Source organism: Vibrio sp. 10N.261.51.C6 (assembly GCF_041471785.1).
In the GTDB taxonomy this organism is placed as follows: domain Bacteria; phylum Pseudomonadota; class Gammaproteobacteria; order Enterobacterales; family Vibrionaceae; genus Vibrio; species Vibrio crassostreae_C.
On sequence record NZ_JBFRPB010000024.1, the window covers coordinates 1 to 20686 of the forward strand.

Annotated in this window: 17 protein-coding genes, 1 tRNA gene and 1 pseudogene; 8 read left to right on the forward strand and 11 right to left on the reverse strand. The window is 43.8% G+C overall.

Features of this window, described 5'->3' with window-relative positions; all coding sequences use genetic code 11:
* A pseudogene (locus AB4375_RS07300) lies at positions 1 to 312 on the forward strand (IS4 family transposase); the annotation flags it as partial.
* Between the two features lie 260 nt (positions 313 to 572).
* Here the strand turns inward: AB4375_RS07300 and AB4375_RS07305 are convergent.
* The 5 genes from AB4375_RS07305 to AB4375_RS07325 form a co-directional block, all read right to left on the reverse strand.
* A complete protein-coding gene (locus AB4375_RS07305; protein ID WP_017633219.1) occupies positions 573 to 1004 on the reverse strand; it encodes a hypothetical protein in 432 nt (143 codons plus the stop codon).
* The gene (locus AB4375_RS07310) at positions 997 to 2265 is read right to left on the reverse strand and encodes a site-specific integrase (RefSeq protein WP_017068668.1); all 1269 of its coding nucleotides are present in this window, start codon (positions 2263 to 2265) and stop codon (positions 997 to 999) included. Before AB4375_RS07310 ends, AB4375_RS07305 begins: the two co-directional genes overlap by 8 nt.
* A gap of 87 nt (positions 2266 to 2352) precedes the next feature.
* A tRNA-Ser gene (locus tag AB4375_RS07315) sits at positions 2353 to 2443 on the reverse strand.
* A 138-nt stretch (positions 2444 to 2581) separates the two neighbouring features.
* The gene (locus AB4375_RS07320) at positions 2582 to 4390 is read right to left on the reverse strand and encodes a DUF3413 domain-containing protein (RefSeq protein WP_017065981.1); all 1809 of its coding nucleotides are present in this window, start codon (positions 4388 to 4390) and stop codon (positions 2582 to 2584) included.
* 28 nt (positions 4391 to 4418) lie between these two features.
* Positions 4419 to 4646, reverse strand: coding sequence for a YejL family protein (locus AB4375_RS07325; RefSeq protein WP_004734063.1), 228 nt, complete (start codon positions 4644 to 4646; stop codon positions 4419 to 4421).
* 84 nt (positions 4647 to 4730) lie between these two features.
* Here AB4375_RS07325 and yejK point away from each other — a divergent pair, with 84 nt between their 5' ends.
* From yejK to AB4375_RS07340, 3 genes are all read left to right on the forward strand, one after another.
* Positions 4731 to 5735 carry a nucleoid-associated protein YejK gene (yejK, locus tag AB4375_RS07330; RefSeq protein ID WP_017061190.1) on the forward strand — a complete coding sequence of 335 codons (1005 nt, stop codon included), beginning with the start codon at positions 4731 to 4733 and terminating at the stop codon, positions 5733 to 5735.
* Positions 5736 to 5840: 105 nt separating this feature from the next.
* The gene (locus AB4375_RS07335) at positions 5841 to 7244 is read left to right on the forward strand and encodes an Hpt domain-containing protein (protein ID WP_372051267.1); all 1404 of its coding nucleotides are present in this window, start codon (positions 5841 to 5843) and stop codon (positions 7242 to 7244) included.
* 76 nt (positions 7245 to 7320) lie between these two features.
* Entirely contained in the window at positions 7321 to 8499 is a 1179-nt protein-coding gene (locus AB4375_RS07340; protein WP_372051268.1) for a chemotaxis protein, read from the forward strand.
* Positions 8500 to 8603: 104 nt separating this feature from the next.
* Here AB4375_RS07340 and nhaC read toward each other — a convergent pair whose 3' ends face one another.
* Positions 8604 to 10040, reverse strand: coding sequence for a Na+/H+ antiporter NhaC (gene nhaC, locus AB4375_RS07345; protein ID WP_017063453.1), 1437 nt, complete (start codon positions 10038 to 10040; stop codon positions 8604 to 8606).
* Positions 10041 to 10540: 500 nt separating this feature from the next.
* Here nhaC and asd point away from each other — a divergent pair, with 500 nt between their 5' ends.
* On the forward strand, positions 10541 to 11659 hold the full coding sequence (gene asd, locus AB4375_RS07350) for an aspartate-semialdehyde dehydrogenase (protein WP_017061186.1): 1119 nt from the start codon (positions 10541 to 10543) through the stop codon (positions 11657 to 11659).
* A gap of 152 nt (positions 11660 to 11811) precedes the next feature.
* Here the strand turns inward: asd and AB4375_RS07355 are convergent, their stop codons facing one another.
* Both AB4375_RS07355 and AB4375_RS07360 read right to left on the reverse strand, forming a co-directional pair.
* A complete protein-coding gene (locus AB4375_RS07355) occupies positions 11812 to 12654 on the reverse strand; it encodes an ion transporter (protein ID WP_029235134.1) in 843 nt (280 codons plus the stop codon).
* A 149-nt stretch (positions 12655 to 12803) separates the two neighbouring features.
* Entirely contained in the window at positions 12804 to 13442 is a 639-nt protein-coding gene (locus AB4375_RS07360; protein WP_017061184.1) for a YchE family NAAT transporter, read from the reverse strand.
* Between the two features lie 638 nt (positions 13443 to 14080).
* On the opposite strand from AB4375_RS07360, the gene adhE reads away from it, so the two are divergent.
* Positions 14081 to 16786 (forward strand): bifunctional acetaldehyde-CoA/alcohol dehydrogenase, encoded by a 2706-nt coding sequence (adhE, locus tag AB4375_RS07365; RefSeq protein ID WP_017061183.1) that lies wholly within the window; start codon positions 14081 to 14083, stop codon positions 16784 to 16786.
* Positions 16787 to 16972: 186 nt separating this feature from the next.
* Here adhE and AB4375_RS07370 read toward each other — a convergent pair whose 3' ends face one another.
* The 3 genes from AB4375_RS07370 to sodB all read right to left on the reverse strand — a co-directional run bounded on the left by AB4375_RS07370 (position 16973) and on the right by sodB (position 19270).
* On the reverse strand, positions 16973 to 17656 hold the full coding sequence (locus AB4375_RS07370) for an SDR family oxidoreductase (RefSeq protein ID WP_017061182.1): 684 nt from the start codon (positions 17654 to 17656) through the stop codon (positions 16973 to 16975).
* Between the two features lie 278 nt (positions 17657 to 17934).
* Positions 17935 to 18438, reverse strand: coding sequence for a VC2046/SO_2500 family protein (locus tag AB4375_RS07375; RefSeq protein WP_276202729.1), 504 nt, complete (start codon positions 18436 to 18438; stop codon positions 17935 to 17937).
* A 247-nt stretch (positions 18439 to 18685) separates the two neighbouring features.
* Positions 18686 to 19270, reverse strand: coding sequence for a superoxide dismutase [Fe] (gene sodB / locus AB4375_RS07380; RefSeq protein ID WP_004734050.1), 585 nt, complete (start codon positions 19268 to 19270; stop codon positions 18686 to 18688).
* 269 nt (positions 19271 to 19539) lie between these two features.
* Here sodB and AB4375_RS07385 point away from each other — a divergent pair, with 269 nt between their 5' ends.
* Together AB4375_RS07385 and AB4375_RS07390 are read left to right on the forward strand one after the other, a co-directional pair.
* The gene (locus tag AB4375_RS07385; RefSeq protein ID WP_004741702.1) at positions 19540 to 19878 is read left to right on the forward strand and encodes a Grx4 family monothiol glutaredoxin; all 339 of its coding nucleotides are present in this window, start codon (positions 19540 to 19542) and stop codon (positions 19876 to 19878) included.
* 98 nt (positions 19879 to 19976) lie between these two features.
* A complete protein-coding gene (locus AB4375_RS07390) occupies positions 19977 to 20606 on the forward strand; it encodes a DsbA family protein (protein ID WP_372051269.1) in 630 nt (209 codons plus the stop codon).
* Positions 20607 to 20686 lie beyond the last annotated feature (80 nt).

The following is a 20686-nucleotide window of genomic DNA, read 5'->3' on the forward strand; positions in this document are numbered from 1 at the left end:
TGGCAACGATTTGTCACCGCACAAAAGGCCATCGTTGATGGGCTCATCTGGGCCAGTTTACTTGCGCTGATCATTAGGCGTAGTATTGCGCTTCAGATAATGCCATCGGTCTCATTGTTTAAAGCGGCAAAAAATGTGGATGTCTGGCTGTTACCAATATTTGAATGTATCAGTCACGGCGCATGGTCAGAAATCAGCAATAAAATCGAATGGGCTACCAGTTATATATCAAGGAACGCTCAAAAGTCAGCGCAGAGGAAGTCTAAAGAAAACATTACGTTAGACGGAATTTACGCTGAGCTTAGTGCTTAAGGTTCTGTCTATGGTAGGTTCTTGATTTAGTTCCATTGAATTACGCAACAAAGCCAACCCAATACAGCAGGCACTTGTATGTGGGATGAAAGACGCCCTCCTAGATAATAGGGAAAACCTGAACACTGCTTCCCCCAAAAAACGGAGAATGAGTGCCGACCGAGAGTTCGATTGATAAGGTCTTCATAATAATTTAAAAGGTAAATCTCGTGAGCTCTAAGGTGTTCACGAGATTTGGTTTTTCAAAATGACATTGAGAGTCAGCGCTTTATATTAACTTGAATTTCTACTCCTGACACACGATGTACGAAAGTAAAATGCTCTTGGCTTCTAGTGCTAATAAGAACAATCCCTTTCTTTGACATAATGGTCCAATAAGGTAGAACAAAGGCATCAAAACACTCTACGTGTGACATGGGAGGAGGGCTTACGAGCCCTGCAATTTCTCTCAGTGTTTCAAAGTCACCAAACAGTGCCTGCTGTGTTTGCCAATCTATTCCTAATGCCATTAATGACATAGATGTTGTGCTTGGCTTATCTTCGAGGCGCTCAAAAAGCTGATAGAGGCAGTGGATATCTTGATAGTCATACTGTTTTGATAACGCAAGCAACGAGGTTTCATCCCCTTCAAAATAGCTTTGCTTGAACGCCTTATAAACCGTGTGCAACTCATCATAGTTGAACTTACTCATGTGAGCCTCCCAGTTGAAGTGAGAACTGGTTCACCGCACTAAGCATAAGTTTCAGTTTTGTTTGCTTACCATATCGGCCAAATGTCATTGAGGGGTGATGATGGCCAACGATATCAGCGACTGTAGACTCAGCCACTTCCTTTTGCTTAAGAACATCAATGAAAGTGTGACGGAGGGAGTACGCAGTAGGGCGTTGCCCTGCTTTCAATCCGATCTTAGATAGGAGTCTGCCGAATTGTTGGCAATATTGTTGGCTCCAGTCCTTGTTGAGACCCAGTGGCTTGTAATCGAATAGATCGGTTTTGCTATTGTTCTTACGAAGCTCAACATACTCAAGAAAGCCATGTTTGATTAGACTCTGATGAATGGGGACTTGTCGCAGAGCATAACGATTCTTGATCCGCTGTCCGTGACCTTCATCTGTTACGTTTAAGTAAGGGACTGGACCGCTAACGACCACGTCTTCTGTACGTAGCTGACACACTTCATTCGGCCTCATCCCCATGTACGTGAGCAATAAAGTAACCCAGTAGAAACCAATATCCACTTGCTGAAACTGCTCAGATGAGAAGAGTGTTGAAAGCTGACTCTCTGACCACCTTGAGCGCTGCTTATCAGCTTTTATAGACTTCTTGAAAGTCGCTTTGATATCTGCAGACACGTTTCTTTCAATCAAAGACATGGTCGCACACCAACGTATAAATTGACTCAGCGCGGCGTAGTAATCTTTACAGCTTTTTGCTGAAAGACTAGAGCTATTGAGAGTCTTAATGTACTCCATCAGTGCCATCGCAGTTATTGTTGATAAACCAGATGGCGTAGTGCTCTCAAAGAAAAAGGTAATGCGCTGTTTCAACTGATGGACAGTCAATGCACTGACCCCTTGAACCCCTTTGAACTCTAGAAAGTGTTCTAACGCTTCACTCCAATGCTTTTCTTCACTCAAACGCTTAGAAGTATGACTTATGGAAGTTATACAACCTAAATGTAAGCGATCGTCCTGCTTTTGTGATTGTAAGTTCAGGTGGTGGGACAAAATGCCTTTTAGATGCAACTGAAACTCTGAAAAGCACAGAGAGTCTGTAGTACGAAAGGCCTCTTTGACAGCACTGACAAGGCTTAAGCCAATGACTTTAGCTAGCTTAGGGTCTTTTGTTCGAAGGCTGATTTTTAGATCGAATGGGAATCCCAACGCTTTCAACTGTGCTGGAGTACAGATTCGTGCGTAATAGACACCGTGGGGAGATTTTTGTATATACATTGACTTACCTCGTTGGTTCGAAGCAAATTCAAGTCTTACAGATACAAAAAAAGCCTTTGATAATCAAAGGCTTTTTTTGATGAATAGTGGTGGAGGGATAGGGATTTGAACCCTAGAACCGCTATTAACGGTTGCCGGTTTTCAAGACCGGTGCTTTCGACCACTCAGCCATCCCTCCAGTGGCGTGAATAATATAAGGGGTGGAGGATCTTGTAAACCCTTAATTTTCATAATTTTGTTTTGTTGCTTGTTTTCTAATCATTCACGGCAATAAAAAAGGGAAGCCATTGGCTTTCCTTTACTGTTTGCTGATTATTTAGTCATTTTTTGTGTAGAAACGCTGTAGCTCTGTCAGGCCTTGCATCAACACAGGTAAGCGAGGGCTTACGTTTTTCAGGCGCTTGTAATTTTGGTCGTACAATTTGTAGTTACCAAATTTATCCAACACCGTTGTTTGCTGGTCAGTAACAAGAGCAAGTTCACGAGAGTCGCCCGCGAGAATCCACTTTCTGTTACGTTCATTAAACAGGCTGCGACCACTACTGAAATCTGTTGGGTTCGAAGATACACCCAATAGCTCTTGCATCAGTGTTACTGACACGTCTAGATGACTAGAACGGTGGGTGTATTCAGAAGCAGACTTGCCAGGCCAGCTGATAAACAGTGGTACTTGTAACTGATAACGACTGTAGTTGGAGTTTGCACCCCAGCTGTTGGTTTTGGTTTCGTTAAACTCAGTACCGTGGTTAGAGGTAATGATAACCACCGTGTTATCGGCAAGCTCTAAGCGTTCCAGTTCAGCGTAGATAGTTGCTAGCTGAGCATCGGCCGCTGTCGCCGACTTTTGATAGTCTGCTGCAAAACGCTCTGCTGTCGTTAGCGTAGAGTCCGACTCTGAACTTGAATCGTAGCTGGCGAAGTTATCCAGTGTGGTTAATTCAATAAAGTTAAACCAAGGGCGTTTAGCTTGCGGTGATTGAATCCAGTTAGACCAAGCTTTTATGGCACTCTGGTCATCATAAGTTGCTTGCTCTGGCATCACATCACGGCCTCGGAAGATGATATCCGAGTACAGTGCATCACTAAAGTTGTCGCCACTGAAAGCAGCGAACTTGTAATCGTGATTCTCTAAAACATCGAGCAATACTGCGCTTGACCCCTGAGCTTCAATGCTGCTTGCGTAGCTGCTCGGTAGGCCGTAGAACAAGCCAAAAATACCAAACATATCGTTACTTGAACTGTAGTGGTTGGTGAAGTTGATCGACTGTTGTGCGTAGGCATAGCTGTTTGGCATCGCTGTCGCATTAAGAGCGTCAGAGCGAAGGTTGTTCACACTCACCATCAGGATATTAAGATCATCACTGCGGCGGTTGTATTGAATTTTTTCTAGCGGGTAGCTAACTAGGTTTACATTCTCTTTGTTCGCTTCTAAACGCTCAAGGTACTCTTCACGGTCTAATAGGCCATGTTTTTCCATAAAGCTTTTCGCTGTCATAGGGTAAGACAGTGGGAAGTTCGCTTTCTGGCTAGTAATTGGGTTATAGAAGTACGCATCAGCCCACATGTAGGTCAAGTGGCTGCTGATGAAACACAAGAAGAAGACGGCAGTAATCGGACGGCCAATGTGTTTATGAGACAGTTTACGCTGCTTACGCCAAACCCACTCAGATAGACCGAGTTGCAGCAAGAAGATAAGCGGCATAACAATGAAGAGGTGCTGCAAATCAGACGTGAATGCAGATTCCTCTCCACTGAATAAAACCTCCCACACGACAGGCGTCAGGTGGAGGTTTATATTTTGATACGTTTGGGTATCAATCAGTAGGACAGTTAAACCTATGGTCGCGAAGATAACGGCAACCAAACGTAATAACTTCCTCGACGGAAGAATAAAAGTGAGCGGGAACAGCACTAATAGATAGAGCGCGAACACTAAAAAGCCAAAATGACCAACCCACGATGCAGCCAAATAGAATTGGCCTAGCAAGGTTTCTGGCCAAGCAGATTGAGTAATATAACGAGTACCAATCAACATCGCAGCAATGATGTTGAAAAATGCAAACCAGTGACCCCAACCAACCAGTCGAGATACACGATCGCTATATGAGTTTGCGCTGTCTACCATTTATAATTCTTTTATCCGTCAATCAAATTTAGTGAGACTTTTTATCTTCAAGAGAAGAAATTAAAGCCTCGGCAAATTTTTCAGCAATTCCTTTGCGTTGTGAAGCAGCAACATTCTGATTTAAGACATTGGTTGCGATATTTCCAGCGATCATCAGTGAAAGTTCTGGCGAAGCTTTGTGCTTAGTTAGTACAGCACCTACTTCAGCTAGGATTTTTTCAACTTGATCATCTGTGTATTTAGATATAATCGGCATAAGGACTCTAATAATGATAGTAAAAGCGGCTTATGATAACCTACTATGCACGACAACTGAAACCTGAACGGTAATATTTTCACTATGAGCCTTCACCTTTCCAACGTAATTTTACACCAGCTGAGCAAGAACGATCAGGATGAGCTGATTGTTAACTATCGTGCTGAATCTCTAGAAAACGATGCTTCATCTGAAAGCCTAGTTGCTGAACTTCACCGTGTTTTTAATTCAAAAGCAGGCAAAGGGTTTGGTTCTTTCAAATCTGACAGCGAATTCCAGCAGTGGTTGCATCAACTTCGTGCTGGTGAGACAAACTTTTACGATTTTTCTCAAAAGAGTGCGCAACGTCTAAAAGACGAACTATCAAAGTACCCATTCGCTGACGAAGGTATCTTGGTAATGGCTGAATATCAGTCACTTGCAACAGATTATCTTTTCATTGGTTTATTGCCTTCAAACCAAAGCCTAAAGGTAACTGAAGGGCTTGATATTAGTGCGACTGACTACCTTGATATCTCAAAAATGGATATCGCGGCTCGTCTAGACCTTTCAACTTATGAGACTGATAAAGAATCAAACCGTTACTTAACTTACATTAAAGGACGTGTTGGCCGTAAAGTCGCGGATTTCTTCTTAGATTTCTTACAAGCTGAAGTTGGTTTGGATGCGAAACAGCAGAACCAAGTACTGATGCAAGCGGTAGAAGACTTTGTTTCTGACTCTAAATTAGAGAAAGAAGAAGCGATCAGCTACAAAAAGCAGGTTGCGGATTACTGTAACGAGCAGCTTAAAGCGGGCGATGAAGTACAAGTTCGTGAACTTTCTGGTGAGTTGCCAGCAAGCACTGATGGCACAAGCTTCTTTGACTATACTAGTGAGCAAGGCTACGAGTTAGAAGACAGCTTCCCAGCCGATCGCGCAACTATGCGTAAACTAACAAAATTTGTTGGTGCTGGTGGCGGTTTGAATGTTAGTTTTGATAGTCTGCTTCTAGGCGAACGTATCTTTTACGATCCGGAGACAGACACGCTAACGATTAAAGGCACTCCACCGAACTTACGTGACCAACTGACTCGCAATAAGTCATAGTCCGAAGTTAACGGATAAAAGCGGCAGCAGGACGTTGTCGCTTATTTTGTGCTTAATCTTTTAGCTACGGTCATGGCTTCAAGTTAACACGCACAAGGAATATAGATGGAACAATCAGTAGCAAAGCCCAAACGCTTTAAAAAACCAGCCACCTTTTTGGTTGTGCTCTTGGCTCTGTGGTTACTTCCTTCCTTGGCTCTTCTTAATCTAAGCCGTTCCTACACCAATTCTCTAGCTCAAATCGAAGAGCTCGGTATTCGAGTCAACGAATTGAGGCAATCGCTTTATTTCTCAGAACCGCTTCGAGTCTCTCGTATCAATGATCTCGCACTCGATGCTCAGTTGGTTTATTCGATCCGACTGCAGATTGAATCTGATTTCCAACACGCCTTGTTTCGTCCTGATGTCAACCAACTGTTGTACGTAGCTGATCAGTTCCTAGAAAAGTTCGATGAGTTCATTCCAATAGAAAGCCAAGTTCAAGACATCGTTGATAACATTAAGATCTTGCGTGCTGATAAAGAGCTTTCCCCTCAGCTAAAACCGCTCCTCAACGAATTCGGTGTTGTGGTATTTGAAGCCATGTATTCTGAAAATCAAAGTTCGTCAGCGACTTATCGCGCCTTTGATTCCATTCTAGAAAAATCTTATTCCTTAGAAAACGAAGAACAAGATGCACTCCAACAACTACTGGCTGATGCGTCAGCATTGTTGAGTGATTACGCTCAGCTTAACTATTTGGTTGATAAGATTAAGAAAAACTCAGTAAATGAACAGATCATAAAACTCGAAGCTGAGTTCCATGATCGTCAATTCAACCTATTGTTGGTGATGCTAGGCTTAAGCTTGGTGGCGATGAGCGGGATAGTGTTTTGGGGCGTTAGGTCCACAAAAACGATGAAAGAAGCAGACCAAGAACTCAGCTCTGAACTAGAAATTAATTCAAGTGAGGAAGACGCTTCTTATAGCGATGTTGTTTCCTCAGCAGTGAAACAAGCAGATAGTGACGCTTATGTATCCGAGAACAGGCCAACGCGCCAGTCTTCCGACTCTCAACCTCCGCAGAGCGTTAACGTTACAAGCCAACCCGTTGTACCGCAATACTCTATTCAGCAAGTCCCTGAACAGGCGCCAGTAGTAGAGAAACACGTTGCCAGTGTCACAGATTCAAAGCCTGCGATTGATATCGAAGACATGTTAGAAACGCTCGATGGTGATGCTGAGTCTGTCGAACTCTTGCTTGGTGTGTTTGTACAAGACCACGCAGGTGACTACGAGAAGTTTAAGTCTTTGTTGACCAAAGATGAAACCTCCGCGGCTCGCATTGTACATAGCTTAAAAGGCGTGGCTGGCAGTATTAAAGCGTCTCGGTTAGCCATCATTGCCGCAACCATTGAAATGACAATGAAGCAGTCCAGAGCGATCAGTGAACATGATTTAGCTGAACTAGAGCAGGCTATAAAAGCCTCTGTGGATTCTGCTCATGAATATTTAGACAGTCAGCGTTAACTTTTACAGGATTTTTGACAATACTCTGACGAAGCGCTCATACAATCAGCGCCCTTAGTCTTTGTCAGAGGTTTATATGTTACGAGTTTCGAGTCGAAGTTGGATGGTGTTGGTGCTTAGCATTGTGCTAAGTGGTTGTTCTCTCTTAGAAGTTAAGTTAGATAGTCAAACGACGCCTCTCACTCAACAAGAGTTAAATGCTCGGCTCATGACGCGTGAATACGCCAAGATGTTTTTTACACGAGTAGAAGACTCGGCTGATTTAATCGCGCAATTTTATCCTGCTGATGACACTTTACATCAATCTTATGTGTTGCTTTGGAAGATCCATGCAGAGCAGGGATTACAACAAGCGGCTTACCAAACTTCCCCAATGTCTGCGTTAATTGACTCGTGGGTTTTCACTGCCCAAATGAATCAGTTTTATAGCCAAGGCGATGGCGCGGACCTATTCGCGACGGATGATGCGGTAGAGGCTGCTCGTTTTCTTGACCAAGAAGCAGAGAAATTGGCAAAGGGTGTATTGAACTCCAGTGATTTCAAAAAAAGCAAAGCGTTCGTTGCTCAGTTTGCCGCTAGCCACCCATTTAAAGATCTCACATTCAGAAGCACGCCTGCTTACCGTGAATGGCTAAGTTACCTTGGTAAAGACGAGTCGCAAATCGTCCAGAGTTTAGGCACCATGCCAGAAGCAATGAGCGATGCATCAGACCGCTTAAGCTTAATGGCTGACCAGACACCGAAACTGATGACGTGGAAAGCTGAGTTGGTTGCATTGAATAGCTCGCTAACGGGTGAAGACCTATCGATGACGCTAGAAAGCCTTCGTCAAACATCAGCAAGCATGCAAGACTTTATTGAGAACAACCCAGAATACATGCAAACGCTAGCCTCTATTATGTCGACAGAAATGCAGCCATTGCTCAATGATCTTAGTGACAAAACAGACCAAAAACTGGCGATGTTGAGCGATGAACGTGTGGCTTTAGAAAAAATGGTGACACGTGAGAGAGAAGCACTTGTAGAGATGATTGCGAAAGAGCGCATCGAGATTGCGGGTATTGTGACTTCAGAGAGAGAACTGTTCACACAAGACCTTGATCGCGTCTCTCAAGAGGTGGTGGTACTGGCGATTGATAAACTGATGGAGTTAATCAAAGGTGTGATTATCTACTTCATCCTGTTTATCTTAGTAGTGTTCTTTGCACCGTTAGGCATCGGTTACTGGTTGGGTAAACGAACCGCCAATAAATAGATAAATAAGTAAATCAGCAGATCAAAAAAGAGCGCTCTAGGGCGCTCTTTTTGCATTTATCCATTAACGTTTTGAGTTACGTTCGAAAGCGTTAGCTCCTGAACTTAAGCTTGTTGCTTGCTTAACTCTGTTGCTTCTTCAGCTTCAAACGCTGGTGCTGTTGGTTCACACTTATCAACGAACCAACCCATGTAAGATGTCACGATAGTCACGATGATACAGATGAAGCTTAACCACATGAACGGTGCGTAAGACAGCGTCGCAACACCAAGAATACTCGCCATGTAGATACCGTTATCACTCCACGGAACCATACCCGACGTTAACGTGCCACCAAACTCAGCATTACGCGATAGGTTCTTACGTTTGTAGCCTAAACGGTCGTAGTTTTTCGCACAGATTTTTGGTGTAAGGATTAACGATACGTACATTGCAGAACCGAATACGTTACCCATGAAAGCCGTACCAATTGTGCTAGTCGCTAGTGAACCTGCGCTGTTTACGCGGCGCTCAAACACCTTAGCGATTGTCTCTAGTACGCCCACTTTATCCAGTAAGCCACCAAAACCTAGACCAAATACGATAACCGCAACTGAACCCAGCATTGAAGACATGCCGCCACGGTTAAGAATCGAATCAATAAACTCTACGCCAGATGAGATTGAGAACGGTGCCCAAGCCGTGTTGAATGCCGTTAGGAAGTCGATATCTTGGATCATGACTGCCCAGATAATACCCAGCAGAGAACCAAAACTGATGACCGGGAATGAAGGCATACGGAAAGCCAACAGACCAAGCACGATAAGTACCGGAACGAATGAGTAAGGCGTGATGTAGAACTGAACTTCCATTGCTTTGATTACAGAGTCTACTTGGCTCATGTCAACGTTGCCCGCGTAGTGGAAACCAAACGCAGTAAACATGATGCCTGTAATCACGTAGCTGATTAACGCAACTGGAAGCATGCCCTTGATGTGTTCAACCACTTCAACACCAGACATTGAAGAAGCCAGAATCACTGAATCAGAAAGAGGAGACATCTTGTCACCGAAGTAACAGCCTGACAGCACGGCACCTGCAGTAATCGGTGCTGGAACACCTAGGCCTTGGCCGATACCCATCATCGCGATACCTGCTGTACCCGCAGCACCCCAAGAAGTACCGGTCGCCAATGCAGTTAGAGAACAGATGATCATGGTCGCTAAAAGGAAGATAGAAGGGTGGATAGCTTTCAGACCATAGTAAATGATAGTAGGTACGATCCCGCCTGAGATCCAAGTACCAACAAGAGCGCCAACGGCTAAAAGTATTAAAACCGCGCCTAAGCCATTGGATATTCCTTTGAGTGCTGCTTTTTCTAAGTCTTTGTATTGGTGTCCAAGACGAATACCAAGAACCATGATAATGAACCAGCCAATATACAAGGCAAGTTGAATTGGAAGGTCAAGCTTTGCAGTAAAGGAAAAAGCAAGGGATAGAAATAGTCCTAACGCGATGAATACCTGCAATAGGTTCGGTAGGCGAGTTTTACTCTGCTTCATAAAAGCCTCTTGTGATTTCGAGCATTTATAGTGCTTCGTTATAGTGTGTGGTGCAAAACGGACACTACAGTAATTAGTTTATTATATCGAAAAAATACGCCCAAGTTGTGATATTTGACTGTTAACTCAATCAATTGTGGTTTCATAATCTAAATTTTTGTTACATTCATGATTGTTACATGTTGAAATCTGTCGCACGTTGTTTTCGTTTTGTAAAATAAAACTCTGATTAACCTTGGTTTAAAAGAGGGATTTACTGTTTGTGATGAGCGTCGATTGAATCGACTTTGGCGATGTAAATGTTTGAATTTGACGATAATGGACGCTTAATCAATGAGGTGGAGATGGAATGTCGATACAGAGATAACTGCACGATTCATTACGTTCACTTAAAAGAAACGAAAAAGTTACACTTTTTGACAAAAAGCACTTGAGTTCTGTTTCTGAAAAACTTATAGATGGGGGAGAGCAATTTTTAATTTATACATGGAGAGTGAGCGATGAGAGTAGGTCTAGTTGGTTGGCGCGGTATGGTTGGTTCTGTACTGATGCAACGTATGGTTGAAGAGAAAGACTTCGACTTGATTGAGCCTGTTTATTACAGCACATCTCAGATTGGTATTCCTGCCCCTGTTTTAGGTGGTAAAGATGCGGGTCTACTTCAAGACGCTTTTGATATTGATAGCCTAAAACAGCTTGATGCTGTGATTACCTGTCAAGGCGGCGATTACACATCAAAAGTATACCCAGCACTGCGTCAAGCAGGTTGGAAAGGTTACTGGATTGATGCAGCATCTACTCTGCGTATGGATGCTGATTCAATCATCACTCTTGATCCTGTTAACTTGGCTCAAATCCAGCAAGGCATTCACAGCGGCACCAACACGTTCGTTGGCGGTAACTGTACTGTGAGCTTAATGCTTATGGCTCTAGGTGGTCTGTACGAGAAAGGCATGGTTGAGTGGATGAGTGCCATGACTTACCAAGCAGCTTCTGGTGCGGGTGCTAAGAACATGCGTGAGCTGATCTCACAAATGGGTGTGATCAACGACAGCGTAAGTTCTGAGTTAGCAAACCCTTCAAGCTCAATTCTTGATATCGATAAGAAAGTGGCTGATACGATTCGTTCATCTTCATTCCCAACAGACCAATTTGGTGCTCCGCTTGCAGGCTCACTGATTCCTTGGATCGATGTGAAGCGTGAAAACGGTCAGAGTAAAGAAGAGTGGAAAGCCGGTGTTGAAGCGAACAAGATTCTTGGTCTAGATGGTCAGCCAATCCCAATTGATGGTACTTGTGTACGAATCGGTGCAATGCGTTGTCACGCTCAAGCACTAACGATCAAGCTTAAGCAAGACGTGCCAATGGACGAGATCGAAGAGATCATCGCAACGCACAATGATTGGGTTAAAGTGATTCCTAATGACCGCGACATCACGGCACAGGAGCTAACACCAGCGAAAGTAACAGGCACAATGTCTGTACCTGTCGGTCGTCTGCGTAAGATGTCGATGGGTAACGACTTCCTAAACGCCTTCACGGTTGGTGACCAACTACTTTGGGGTGCTGCAGAACCACTACGTCGTACTCTACGCATTATCCTTGCTGAGAAATCGTAATAGGCAAGATTGCTTAAATTCTATTAGCTGATAAACCGAAAGGGTTGACGACAAACGTCAACCCTTTTTAGTTTATTGCTACCTCGTTATTCGGCCCTCGAAACTGCCCTTAAATCTCTTCGCATCTCGCTACTCGAATCTCGTGTCTGCTTTTATTTCTCGTCGGTGACGACACGCTTGTCTGGATCCGCTAATTCGCTAGCACAGTGCTTGCAATACATGGCGTCTGAATCATGACCCGCTCGGTTACAATTCGGGCACTTAACCAACTCTTTGTGCGAGTTCATCTCATTACTGAGTTCTGCAGTAATGATCCCGGTTGGCACGGCTAAGATAGAGTAACCCAATAGCATGGTCAGTGATGCTATGGCTTTACCAAGCGCGGTCTGCGGCACCATGTCACCATAACCTACCGTAGTGATAGTCACGATGGCCCAATAGATACTGTGAGGAATACTGGTGAAGCCATTGTCAGGACCTTCAATAACAAAGATCAAGGCGCCAAAGATAACCACCAAGATGCCGACGGTGCTAAAGAAGATCAGTATCTTTCGTCGTGCCATTAATAGTGAGCGCAACAGAATATTGGAATCTTGCAGGTAGCGAACCAGCTTTAGAATTCGGAAGATACGCATCACACGCAGCAGTCTCACCACACCCATAAATGAAGCGCCTGGGAAGATGATTGCTAGGTAGGTCGGAAGAATCGCCAATAGGTCAACGACACCATAAAAACTGGTGGCGTAAGATTTTGGCTTTGGGGAGCAATAGAGCCTTAACAAATACTCAAGAGTGAAGAGTGCAGTGAAGGTGTATTCGATATAACGCAGCTGTTGTGACCATTCGGTCATCACATTAGGGATGGATTCTAAGATCAGAACCAACAGCGAAGCCAAGATTGCAACGATCAGAGTTATATCAAATGCACGTCCGGCTGGCGTGTGAGTACCAAAGATAATGACGTACAAATGATGCTTGAGTGGCTTGCGTGACATAAGGAGAGGTTCGTCTTCTGTTAAATGCATTAACAGTCATTATACAAGCTTCATAATAACGAGGCGAGTGAAAGCCCAATTGCTTTACTCGCCTCATCTATATTTCAATATTGTTGCCCTTTATAGAGCAACCGAAATGTTGTTAAACGTTATGCCAAGCCTGGGAACAGATTACGTAGGCCATTGGCGATGAACTCGATGCCCAATGCGCCAAGAATCAGACCCATGATACGAGTGATCACGTTGATACCCGTTTGACCTAAAAAGCGAACGATAACCGGCGCTGAACGGAACAAAAGCCAAGAGCACGTTGCGAATGCGATGATGCTAATGCCGATGCCGACCGTATCAATAGCAGCAGGGTAGCGAGAACCATAAACAATGGTCGAGCTGATTGCACCTGGGCCTGCCATTAGCGGCATAGCAAGTGGAACAACGCCGATCTGCTCTTTGCTGATGTATTCAGACTTCTCTTGTTTGTTCTGCTTATCTTCACCGAGCTTACCGCTCATCATCGAAAATGCGATGCTCAATAACAGTAAGCCACCAGCAACGCGGAATGAATCCAACGAGATGCTAAACATATCAAGAAGCATTTGCCCTGCAACAAGTGACATAATCAAGATCACGGCAACAGCAATATTTGCTTGTAAGGCTGTCCTGTTCCTCTCTTCTGGCGGCATATGAGCAGTAAGAGAAACAAAAACAGGCATGATGCCGATTGGGTTTACGGCAGCAACAAGCCCAAGGAAGAATTGCATAAAAATTGCGAGTTCTAAGCCTTGCATGAGAGCGATCTCCAGTTAGCGTACTTAAGGTTGAAGGGTTGATCTGTGAATAGTTTAGGCGCGTAATGTAAGGGACAAACTCAATTTACGCGAATGAAAAAAACTAACTTGAAATGGGTGATTCTTTTTAGAAAAACTAATTGAATCTCACTTTTGTTTTAAGCCTGTTGCAAGCTAGCTGGTAGTGTTTCATTTTGTAATTTATTATTGAGTAACTGTTAACCGACGCACGAAATTAATAAAAATTATGTCAGAATCTAGCCCGTACAACGCTATGGATATACTCTCAGTAGCACGAATATAGCTGTATACATGTAATTTAACGGACTAAAAATGAAACTTTTTTACAGTTTATTACGCTATGTAGAAAAAAGTTGTCTGTTTGCTTGTTTTTTGCGCGAACGAAAATTGTGAGTTTAATCTATATAAATCATGCTCTTAAGTTCATTTTTGCGATTGCCTTACTACTTTCTGGTTAATTCTTTTTGGGTAACTGATCTGGGTCAATTTTTTTCACACAGTGAAATAATATACTCAGCCCTGAAAGCAATTTACTAAGAACGCTGGTGTTTAAGGTTAACGGCAAGCAGCGAATTTAATAAAAAGTTTTTAATATTTATTATTTTAGGAGATCCACCATGCCTGTAACTAACTTAGCGGAACTTGATGCTCTAGTAGCTCGCGTTAAAGCAGCACAAGAAGAGTTTGCAACATTCTCTCAAGAGAAAGTAGACGCAATCTTCCGCGCAGCTTCTCTTGCTGCTAACCACGCTCGTATTCCACTTGCTCAACAAGCAGTTGCTGAATCTGGAATGGGTATTGTTGAAGATAAGGTTATCAAAAACCACTTTGCATCTGAATTTATCTACAACAAATACAAAGACGAAAAAACATGTGGCATCTTAGAAGAAGATGACAACCTAGGCACAATGACTATCGCTGAGCCTGTAGGTATCATCTGTGGTATCGTTCCAACAACGAACCCAACTTCTACAGCAATCTTCAAATCTCTAATTTCTCTTAAGACACGTAACGGCATCATCTTCTCGCCACACCCACGTGCAAAGAACTCAACTAACGACGCAGCGAAACTAGTTCTAGACGCAGCTGTTGCAGCTGGTGCTCCAAGAGACATCATCGGTTGGATCGACCAACCATCTGTAGAGCTTTCTAACGCGCTTATGAAGCACGACGGTATCGCACTTATCCTTGCTACTGGTGGTCCAGGCATGGTTAAAGCAGCATACTCTTCTGGTAAGCCTGCTATCGGTGTTGGTGCTGGTAACGTTCCTGTCGTTATCGATGAAACAGCTGACATCAAACGTGCTGTAGCATCTATCCTTATGTCTAAGACTTTCGATAACGGCGTAGTATGTGCTTCTGAGCAAGCTGCAATCGTAGTTAGCGAAGTATATGACGAAGTTAAAGAGCGTTTCGCTTCTCACAAAGCTCACGTTCTATCTAAAGCTGACGCTGATAAAGTACGTAAAGTTCTGCTTATCGACGGCAACCTAAACGCTAAAATCGTAGGTCAACCTGCTCCAGCAATCGCTGAAATGGCTGGTGTTAAAGTTCCTGCTGATACAAAAGTACTTGTAGGTGAAGGTCTTGGTAAAGTTTCTTACGATGACGAATTCGCTCACGAGAAACTATCTCCAACTCTAGGTCTATTCCGCGCAGATGACTTCGAAGACGCAGTTGCTCAAGCGGTAACTATGGTTGAAATCGGTGGTATCGGTCACACATCTGGTCTTTACACTAACCAAGATACTAACGCAGACCGCATCCGTTACTTCGGTGACAAGATGAAGACTGCTCGTATCCTAATCAACATCCCGACTACTCACGGTGGTATCGGTGACCTGTACAACTTCAACGTTGCACCTTCTCTAACTCTAGGTTGTGGTTCATGGGGTGGTAACTCTATCTCTGAGAACGTAGGTCCTAAGCACCTTATCAACAAGAAAACTGTAGCGAAGCGAGCTGAAAACATGTTGTGGCACAAACTACCTAAGTCTATCTACTTCCGTCGTGGTAGCCTTCCAATCGCAATGAGCGACCTAGAAGGTAAGAAACGCGCATTCCTAGTAACTGACCGTTTCCTATTCAACAACGGTTACGCAGATGACGTAGTTAGCTTGCTTAAAGCACAAGGCATCGAAGTTCAAACTTTCTTCGACGTAGAAGCGGATCCAACGCTATCTGTTGTTGAGAAAGGCGCTGAAGCAATGAAGAGCTTCCAACCTGACGTAATCCTTGCTCTAGGTGGCGGTTCTCCAATGGATGCTGCTAAGATCATGTGGGTTATGTACGAGCACCCAGAAACTCACTTCGAAGAACTAGCAATGCGCTTTATGGACATCCGTAAACGTATCTACAAGTTCCCTAAAATGGGTCAAAAAGCTGAGCTTGTATGTATCACTACAACTTCAGGTACAGGTTCAGAGGTTACTCCATTCGCTGTTGTTACTGACGACAAGACTGGTGCTAAATACCCACTAGCTGATTACGAAATCACGCCAAACATGGCTATCGTTGATGCGAACCTAGTAATGAACATGCCTAAGTCTCTAACAGCGTTCGGTGGTTACGATGCAGTAACTCACGCTCTTGAAGCTTACGTATCTGTTCTAGCGAACGAGTACTCAGACGGTCAAGCTCTTCAAGCTCTTAAGATGCTTAAAGAATACCTACCATCAAGCTACAAAAATGGTGCGGCTGACCCAATAGCTCGTGAGAAAGTACACAACGCAGCAACTATCGCTGGTGTAGCATTTGCGAACGCATTCCTAGGTGTGTGTCACTCAATGGCTCACAAAATTGGTGCTGAGTTCCACCTACCACACGGTCTTGCTAACGCACTACTTATCTCAAACGTTGTACGTTACAACGCGAACGATAACCCAACTAAGCAGACTGCATTCTCTCAGTACGACCGTCCACAAGCACGTCGTCGTTACGCTGAAGTTGCTGACCACCTAGGCCTAAGCCAAGCTGGTGACCGTACAGCTCAGAAGATTGAACGTCTACTGACTTGGTTAGAAGAGCTTAAAGTTGACCTAGACATCCCACTATCTATCCAAGCTGCGGGTGTTAACGAGTCTGACTTCATCGCTAAACTAGACGAGCTAGCTGTTGAAGCGTTCGATGACCAGTGTACAGGTGCTAACCCACGTTACCCTCTAATCACTGAGCTAAAAGAAGTTCTAACAACTTCTTACTTCGGCCAACCATACGTTGAAGGCGAAACTTTCGAAGGTACTACAGTTATCCTTAAGAAAGCAGACCAAAAGCCAGCTGAAGCGAAAGCGCCAAAAGCTAAAAAAGAAAAAGCTAACGCATAATAAGTAAGCATTAGTTTTGAGATAAGTTTTCGCTAGCACGATACTTATCTATCGGGAAAAGATGAAAGCCCCAGTCGAGAGACTGGGGCTTTTTTTATGTTTGGTTCGTTTGTAAAACGGATTGAGAGGCAATAGCTCTGCTACTTAATATGAGCTGAGCCAGTCATGTTCAATTAGAATAGGGAGTTAAACCTCTGCCGCGACAACTCGCCCACTGAAGTAGTCATTCGAGACAATGTATTCGGTTGTTCTGGTCAGCTCGTCTTGCAGCTGCGCCCAGTGACATCGGTTGAGCTTGCCATCGGAGTTATGAACGGCGGGAACAACGCCACCGACTCGAATGCCAAAGGGAGTCAGCTCTTTCGCCCAACTATGGGTAAAGCCAGTGATCATTGAGTTTGCGCTCTCTAAGCCAGACACATCGTGAAAGTCATCATGAGATATCACATTAACAATCACGCCTTCCTTATCTTCCTCTCGCAATCTCTCAGCACTGATTTGCCCAAATGCGAACAGGGTCGATGCCATCGATGAGAGATCATTAATAAAGCTGCTCACAGGCTGATCGCCAATTAGGCTAGGCATTGGGGAGCTTATCCAGTTATTGACCAGCACATCGGGTGTCGTGTTGAAGGTGGTTTGAATAAAATCATATACGCTGAGAATCGCTTGGCTGTCATTGCCTTTGAGCGTGTAGTGGTAAACAGAGTCAGAAAACCGGGCACACTGTAGATACGTCGCTTTAAGTGCTTCCGTGTCTTTATCACAAAGGATGACGGTGGCTCCAAGGTTAACAAAGTGGTTCGCAATCGCCCCCCCCAGTCGCGAGCCGGCAGATGTCACCAATATGATTGAGCTTTTTATTTCCATCCCAGTACCTAAACAAATCGTCCATGTCGGATAAGGATGGGTTAAAATTTATACAACGGGTGTGAATTGGTTCAAACTAAGGTGTGCCAATTAATAAGTTTTTATGAACTTAGTGGCACGTCACATTTTGTAGTAACTTCAAGCGGTAACCGACATCAGGTGTTTTTAGGTTGCCTAAGGCTAGTGGTTCATATCATTCGTGTGAATACTTTGAAGTGTGCGAGTTAGTCGAAGAAGAGCTATGGATAGACAGCGAAAAAGGGAAAGGTAGGTGATCGCTATACTTGAGCTTGAATTTGATACCGACGTTGCGCGGTGGTTAGCTCATTGTAGAGCGTGGCATGTGGCAAATCAGGTAAATGCTTGTTTGCGAGTTTGCGTCGGTCATGACCAGAAAGGTTTTGGTAAACCTCTTCGGGTAAGTCAGCTGTATCTTCAGGCATGAAGGCAAGCGCTTCAGGTTTCAAGTAATGGCTGAGTTTGGCGCTGGCAAGGCTAGCTTGATGAAAATGATTAGATTGCTGAGCTGAAATCTCATATGAAGACTGGTTTGAACGCAGTTGTTGAGGTTCTGCTACGCCAAATTGTTTGCGCAGGCGATCTTCATTTGTCTCTGTGATTTCAATGGTGTCAATTGGCGTGCAATCACGGACATCATTAGAAAACATAGATAACAGCAACGCGAAATCTGCACGGCGACCTTGCTCAACCGCTTGGCTGATCCCGATGCCGAACTTCAGTTCGTTGATGATTCCTGCTTTGTCTAAAGTATGTATTTGCATGTCGCCTCTCATTGGATACACCTTTAACGGCATGGAGTCGGCAAACTTTAGTGTTTAATTACAGGCAAATAGAGAATTTATGTAGGGTTGGGAAGAAGGCTATCAATAGTTCGAGAAGTAATCGCTATTGGCGGGTTTATTACGAAATGTTTAGATTTTGTGGAACACGACAGATACAAAAAAGCTCACGCCGAGGCATGAGCTTTCAATAGATAACTCGCTATAAATAGCGCAGCGTAAGCAATAATTACTTAGCTAGGTTCTCTTCTACGAAAGACCAGTTTACTAGGTTCCAGAATGCAGCCATGTAGTCAGGGCGAACATTGCGGAAATCGATGTAGTAAGCGTGTTCCCATAGGTCAACAGTTAGAAGTGGAGTAACACCTTCTTCTGTTAGAGGAGTAGCAGCGTTAGAAGTGTTAACGATGTCTAGAGAACCGTCAGCTTTCTTAACTAACCAAGTCCAAGAAGAACCGAAGTTGTTGATTGCTGAATCAGTGAATTTCGCTTTGAATTCTTCGAAAGAACCGAATGCAGCGTTGATAGCTTCTGCAACAGCGCCAGTTGGTTCGCCGCCTGCTTTAGGAGCAAGACAGTGCCAGTAGAACGTGTGGTTCCAGATTTGAGCAGCGTTATTGAAAACACCACCAGTAGAAGTCTTAACGATCTCTTCTAGTGTTTTGCCTTCAAACTCAGTACCTGGGATAAGGCCGTTTAGCTTAACAACGTAAGTGTTGTGGTGCTTACCGTGGTGGAAATCTAGCGTTTCTGCTGAGATGTGTGGTTCTAGCGCGTCTTTCGCGTAAGGAAGAGCCGGTAGTTCAAATGCCATTGCTCAATTCTCCATTGATATGAAAGAGTTAACTCTTTCGATTGCTTCCAGTGATATTATTATTCATGGCTCGCTATACTGCCAACCATGGTCAATTTGCTGACTTGCGATATAGTTTAGCAAGTTTTTACTTTATTAAAAGCTTATTTCATTACTTTTGTGTGAATTGTTAGCTTAGCTTGTTAACCGCTTTTTTTATATGGTTTTTATTCTTTTAGTTTGGGGTAGAATAAAGGCAATAAAAGCCGTAATCCATTAACGAGGAAGCAATGGAAACTATCGATAAAATCAAACAGCAAATTGAAGAAAACACTATTCTACTGTACATGAAAGGTTCTCCTAAGCTACCTAGCTGTGGTTTCTCTTCTCAAGCGTCTCAAGCTCTAATGGCATGTGGCGAAAAATTTGCTTACGTAGATATCCTACAAAACCCTGATATCCGTGCAGAGCTTCCTGCTTACGCACAGTGGCCAACTTTCCCACAACTTTGGGTTGAAGGTGAGCTAATCGGTGGTTGTGACATCATTCTTGAGATGTTCCAAAAAGGCGAACTTCAGCCAATCATCAAAGAAGCAGCGGCTAAAGTTGCTGGCGATGACGCTGAATAAGTTCTAGCCTTTGCGCTGAATAGTTAAAATGAGGGGCCTTAATCAGGCTCCTTTTTTGTTTGAATTGATCGAATCATTGACTCGATAAGGAATGAACAATGAACGTAAAACTTCATTATGTGCATGATCCAATGTGCAGCTGGTGTTGGGGTTACAAGCCAACACTTGAGTTATTGAAACAACAATTGCCTGCGAGCATTGAGTTTAACTATGTAGTGGGTGGTTTGGCCCCGGATTCTGATGAGCCAATGTCAGAAGAGATGAAAGGCAAGCTGCAAGCGATTTGGAAGCAGATCGAAGCTAAGTTGGGTACTGAGTTTAACCATGATTTTTGGACAGAGTGCCAACCTGTTCGCAGTACTTACCCTGCGTGCCGTGCCGTGATTGCTGCAGGTTTTCAAGACCACTACGAAGCGATGCTTGAAGCGATTCAACATGCTTACTACCTTCGTGCGATGTTGCCACATAGCCAAGACACATATTTGCAGTTGGCTGAAGAGCTAGGTATGAATGTTCAACAGTTTGAAAATGACCTTTCTAGCAAGTTATTGGAAAGTGAGTTAGATGACCAGCTAGGCTTTAAAGAAGCGATGGGTGTATTTTCTTACCCGACCTTAATGCTTGAAGTGAACGGCATCTTTAGTGAAGTTGAATTGGATTATCATTCAACGGAAGCGACGCTTAAGTCTATTCGCGAAATTTTAGTGAGTAATGCTCCCGCTGCGTAATTCAGCGAGAGTCATCTGTATTCGCAATGATTTCTAAGGCTTACTCATCAGAGTAAGCCTTTTTTGTTGTGCGCCGAGCA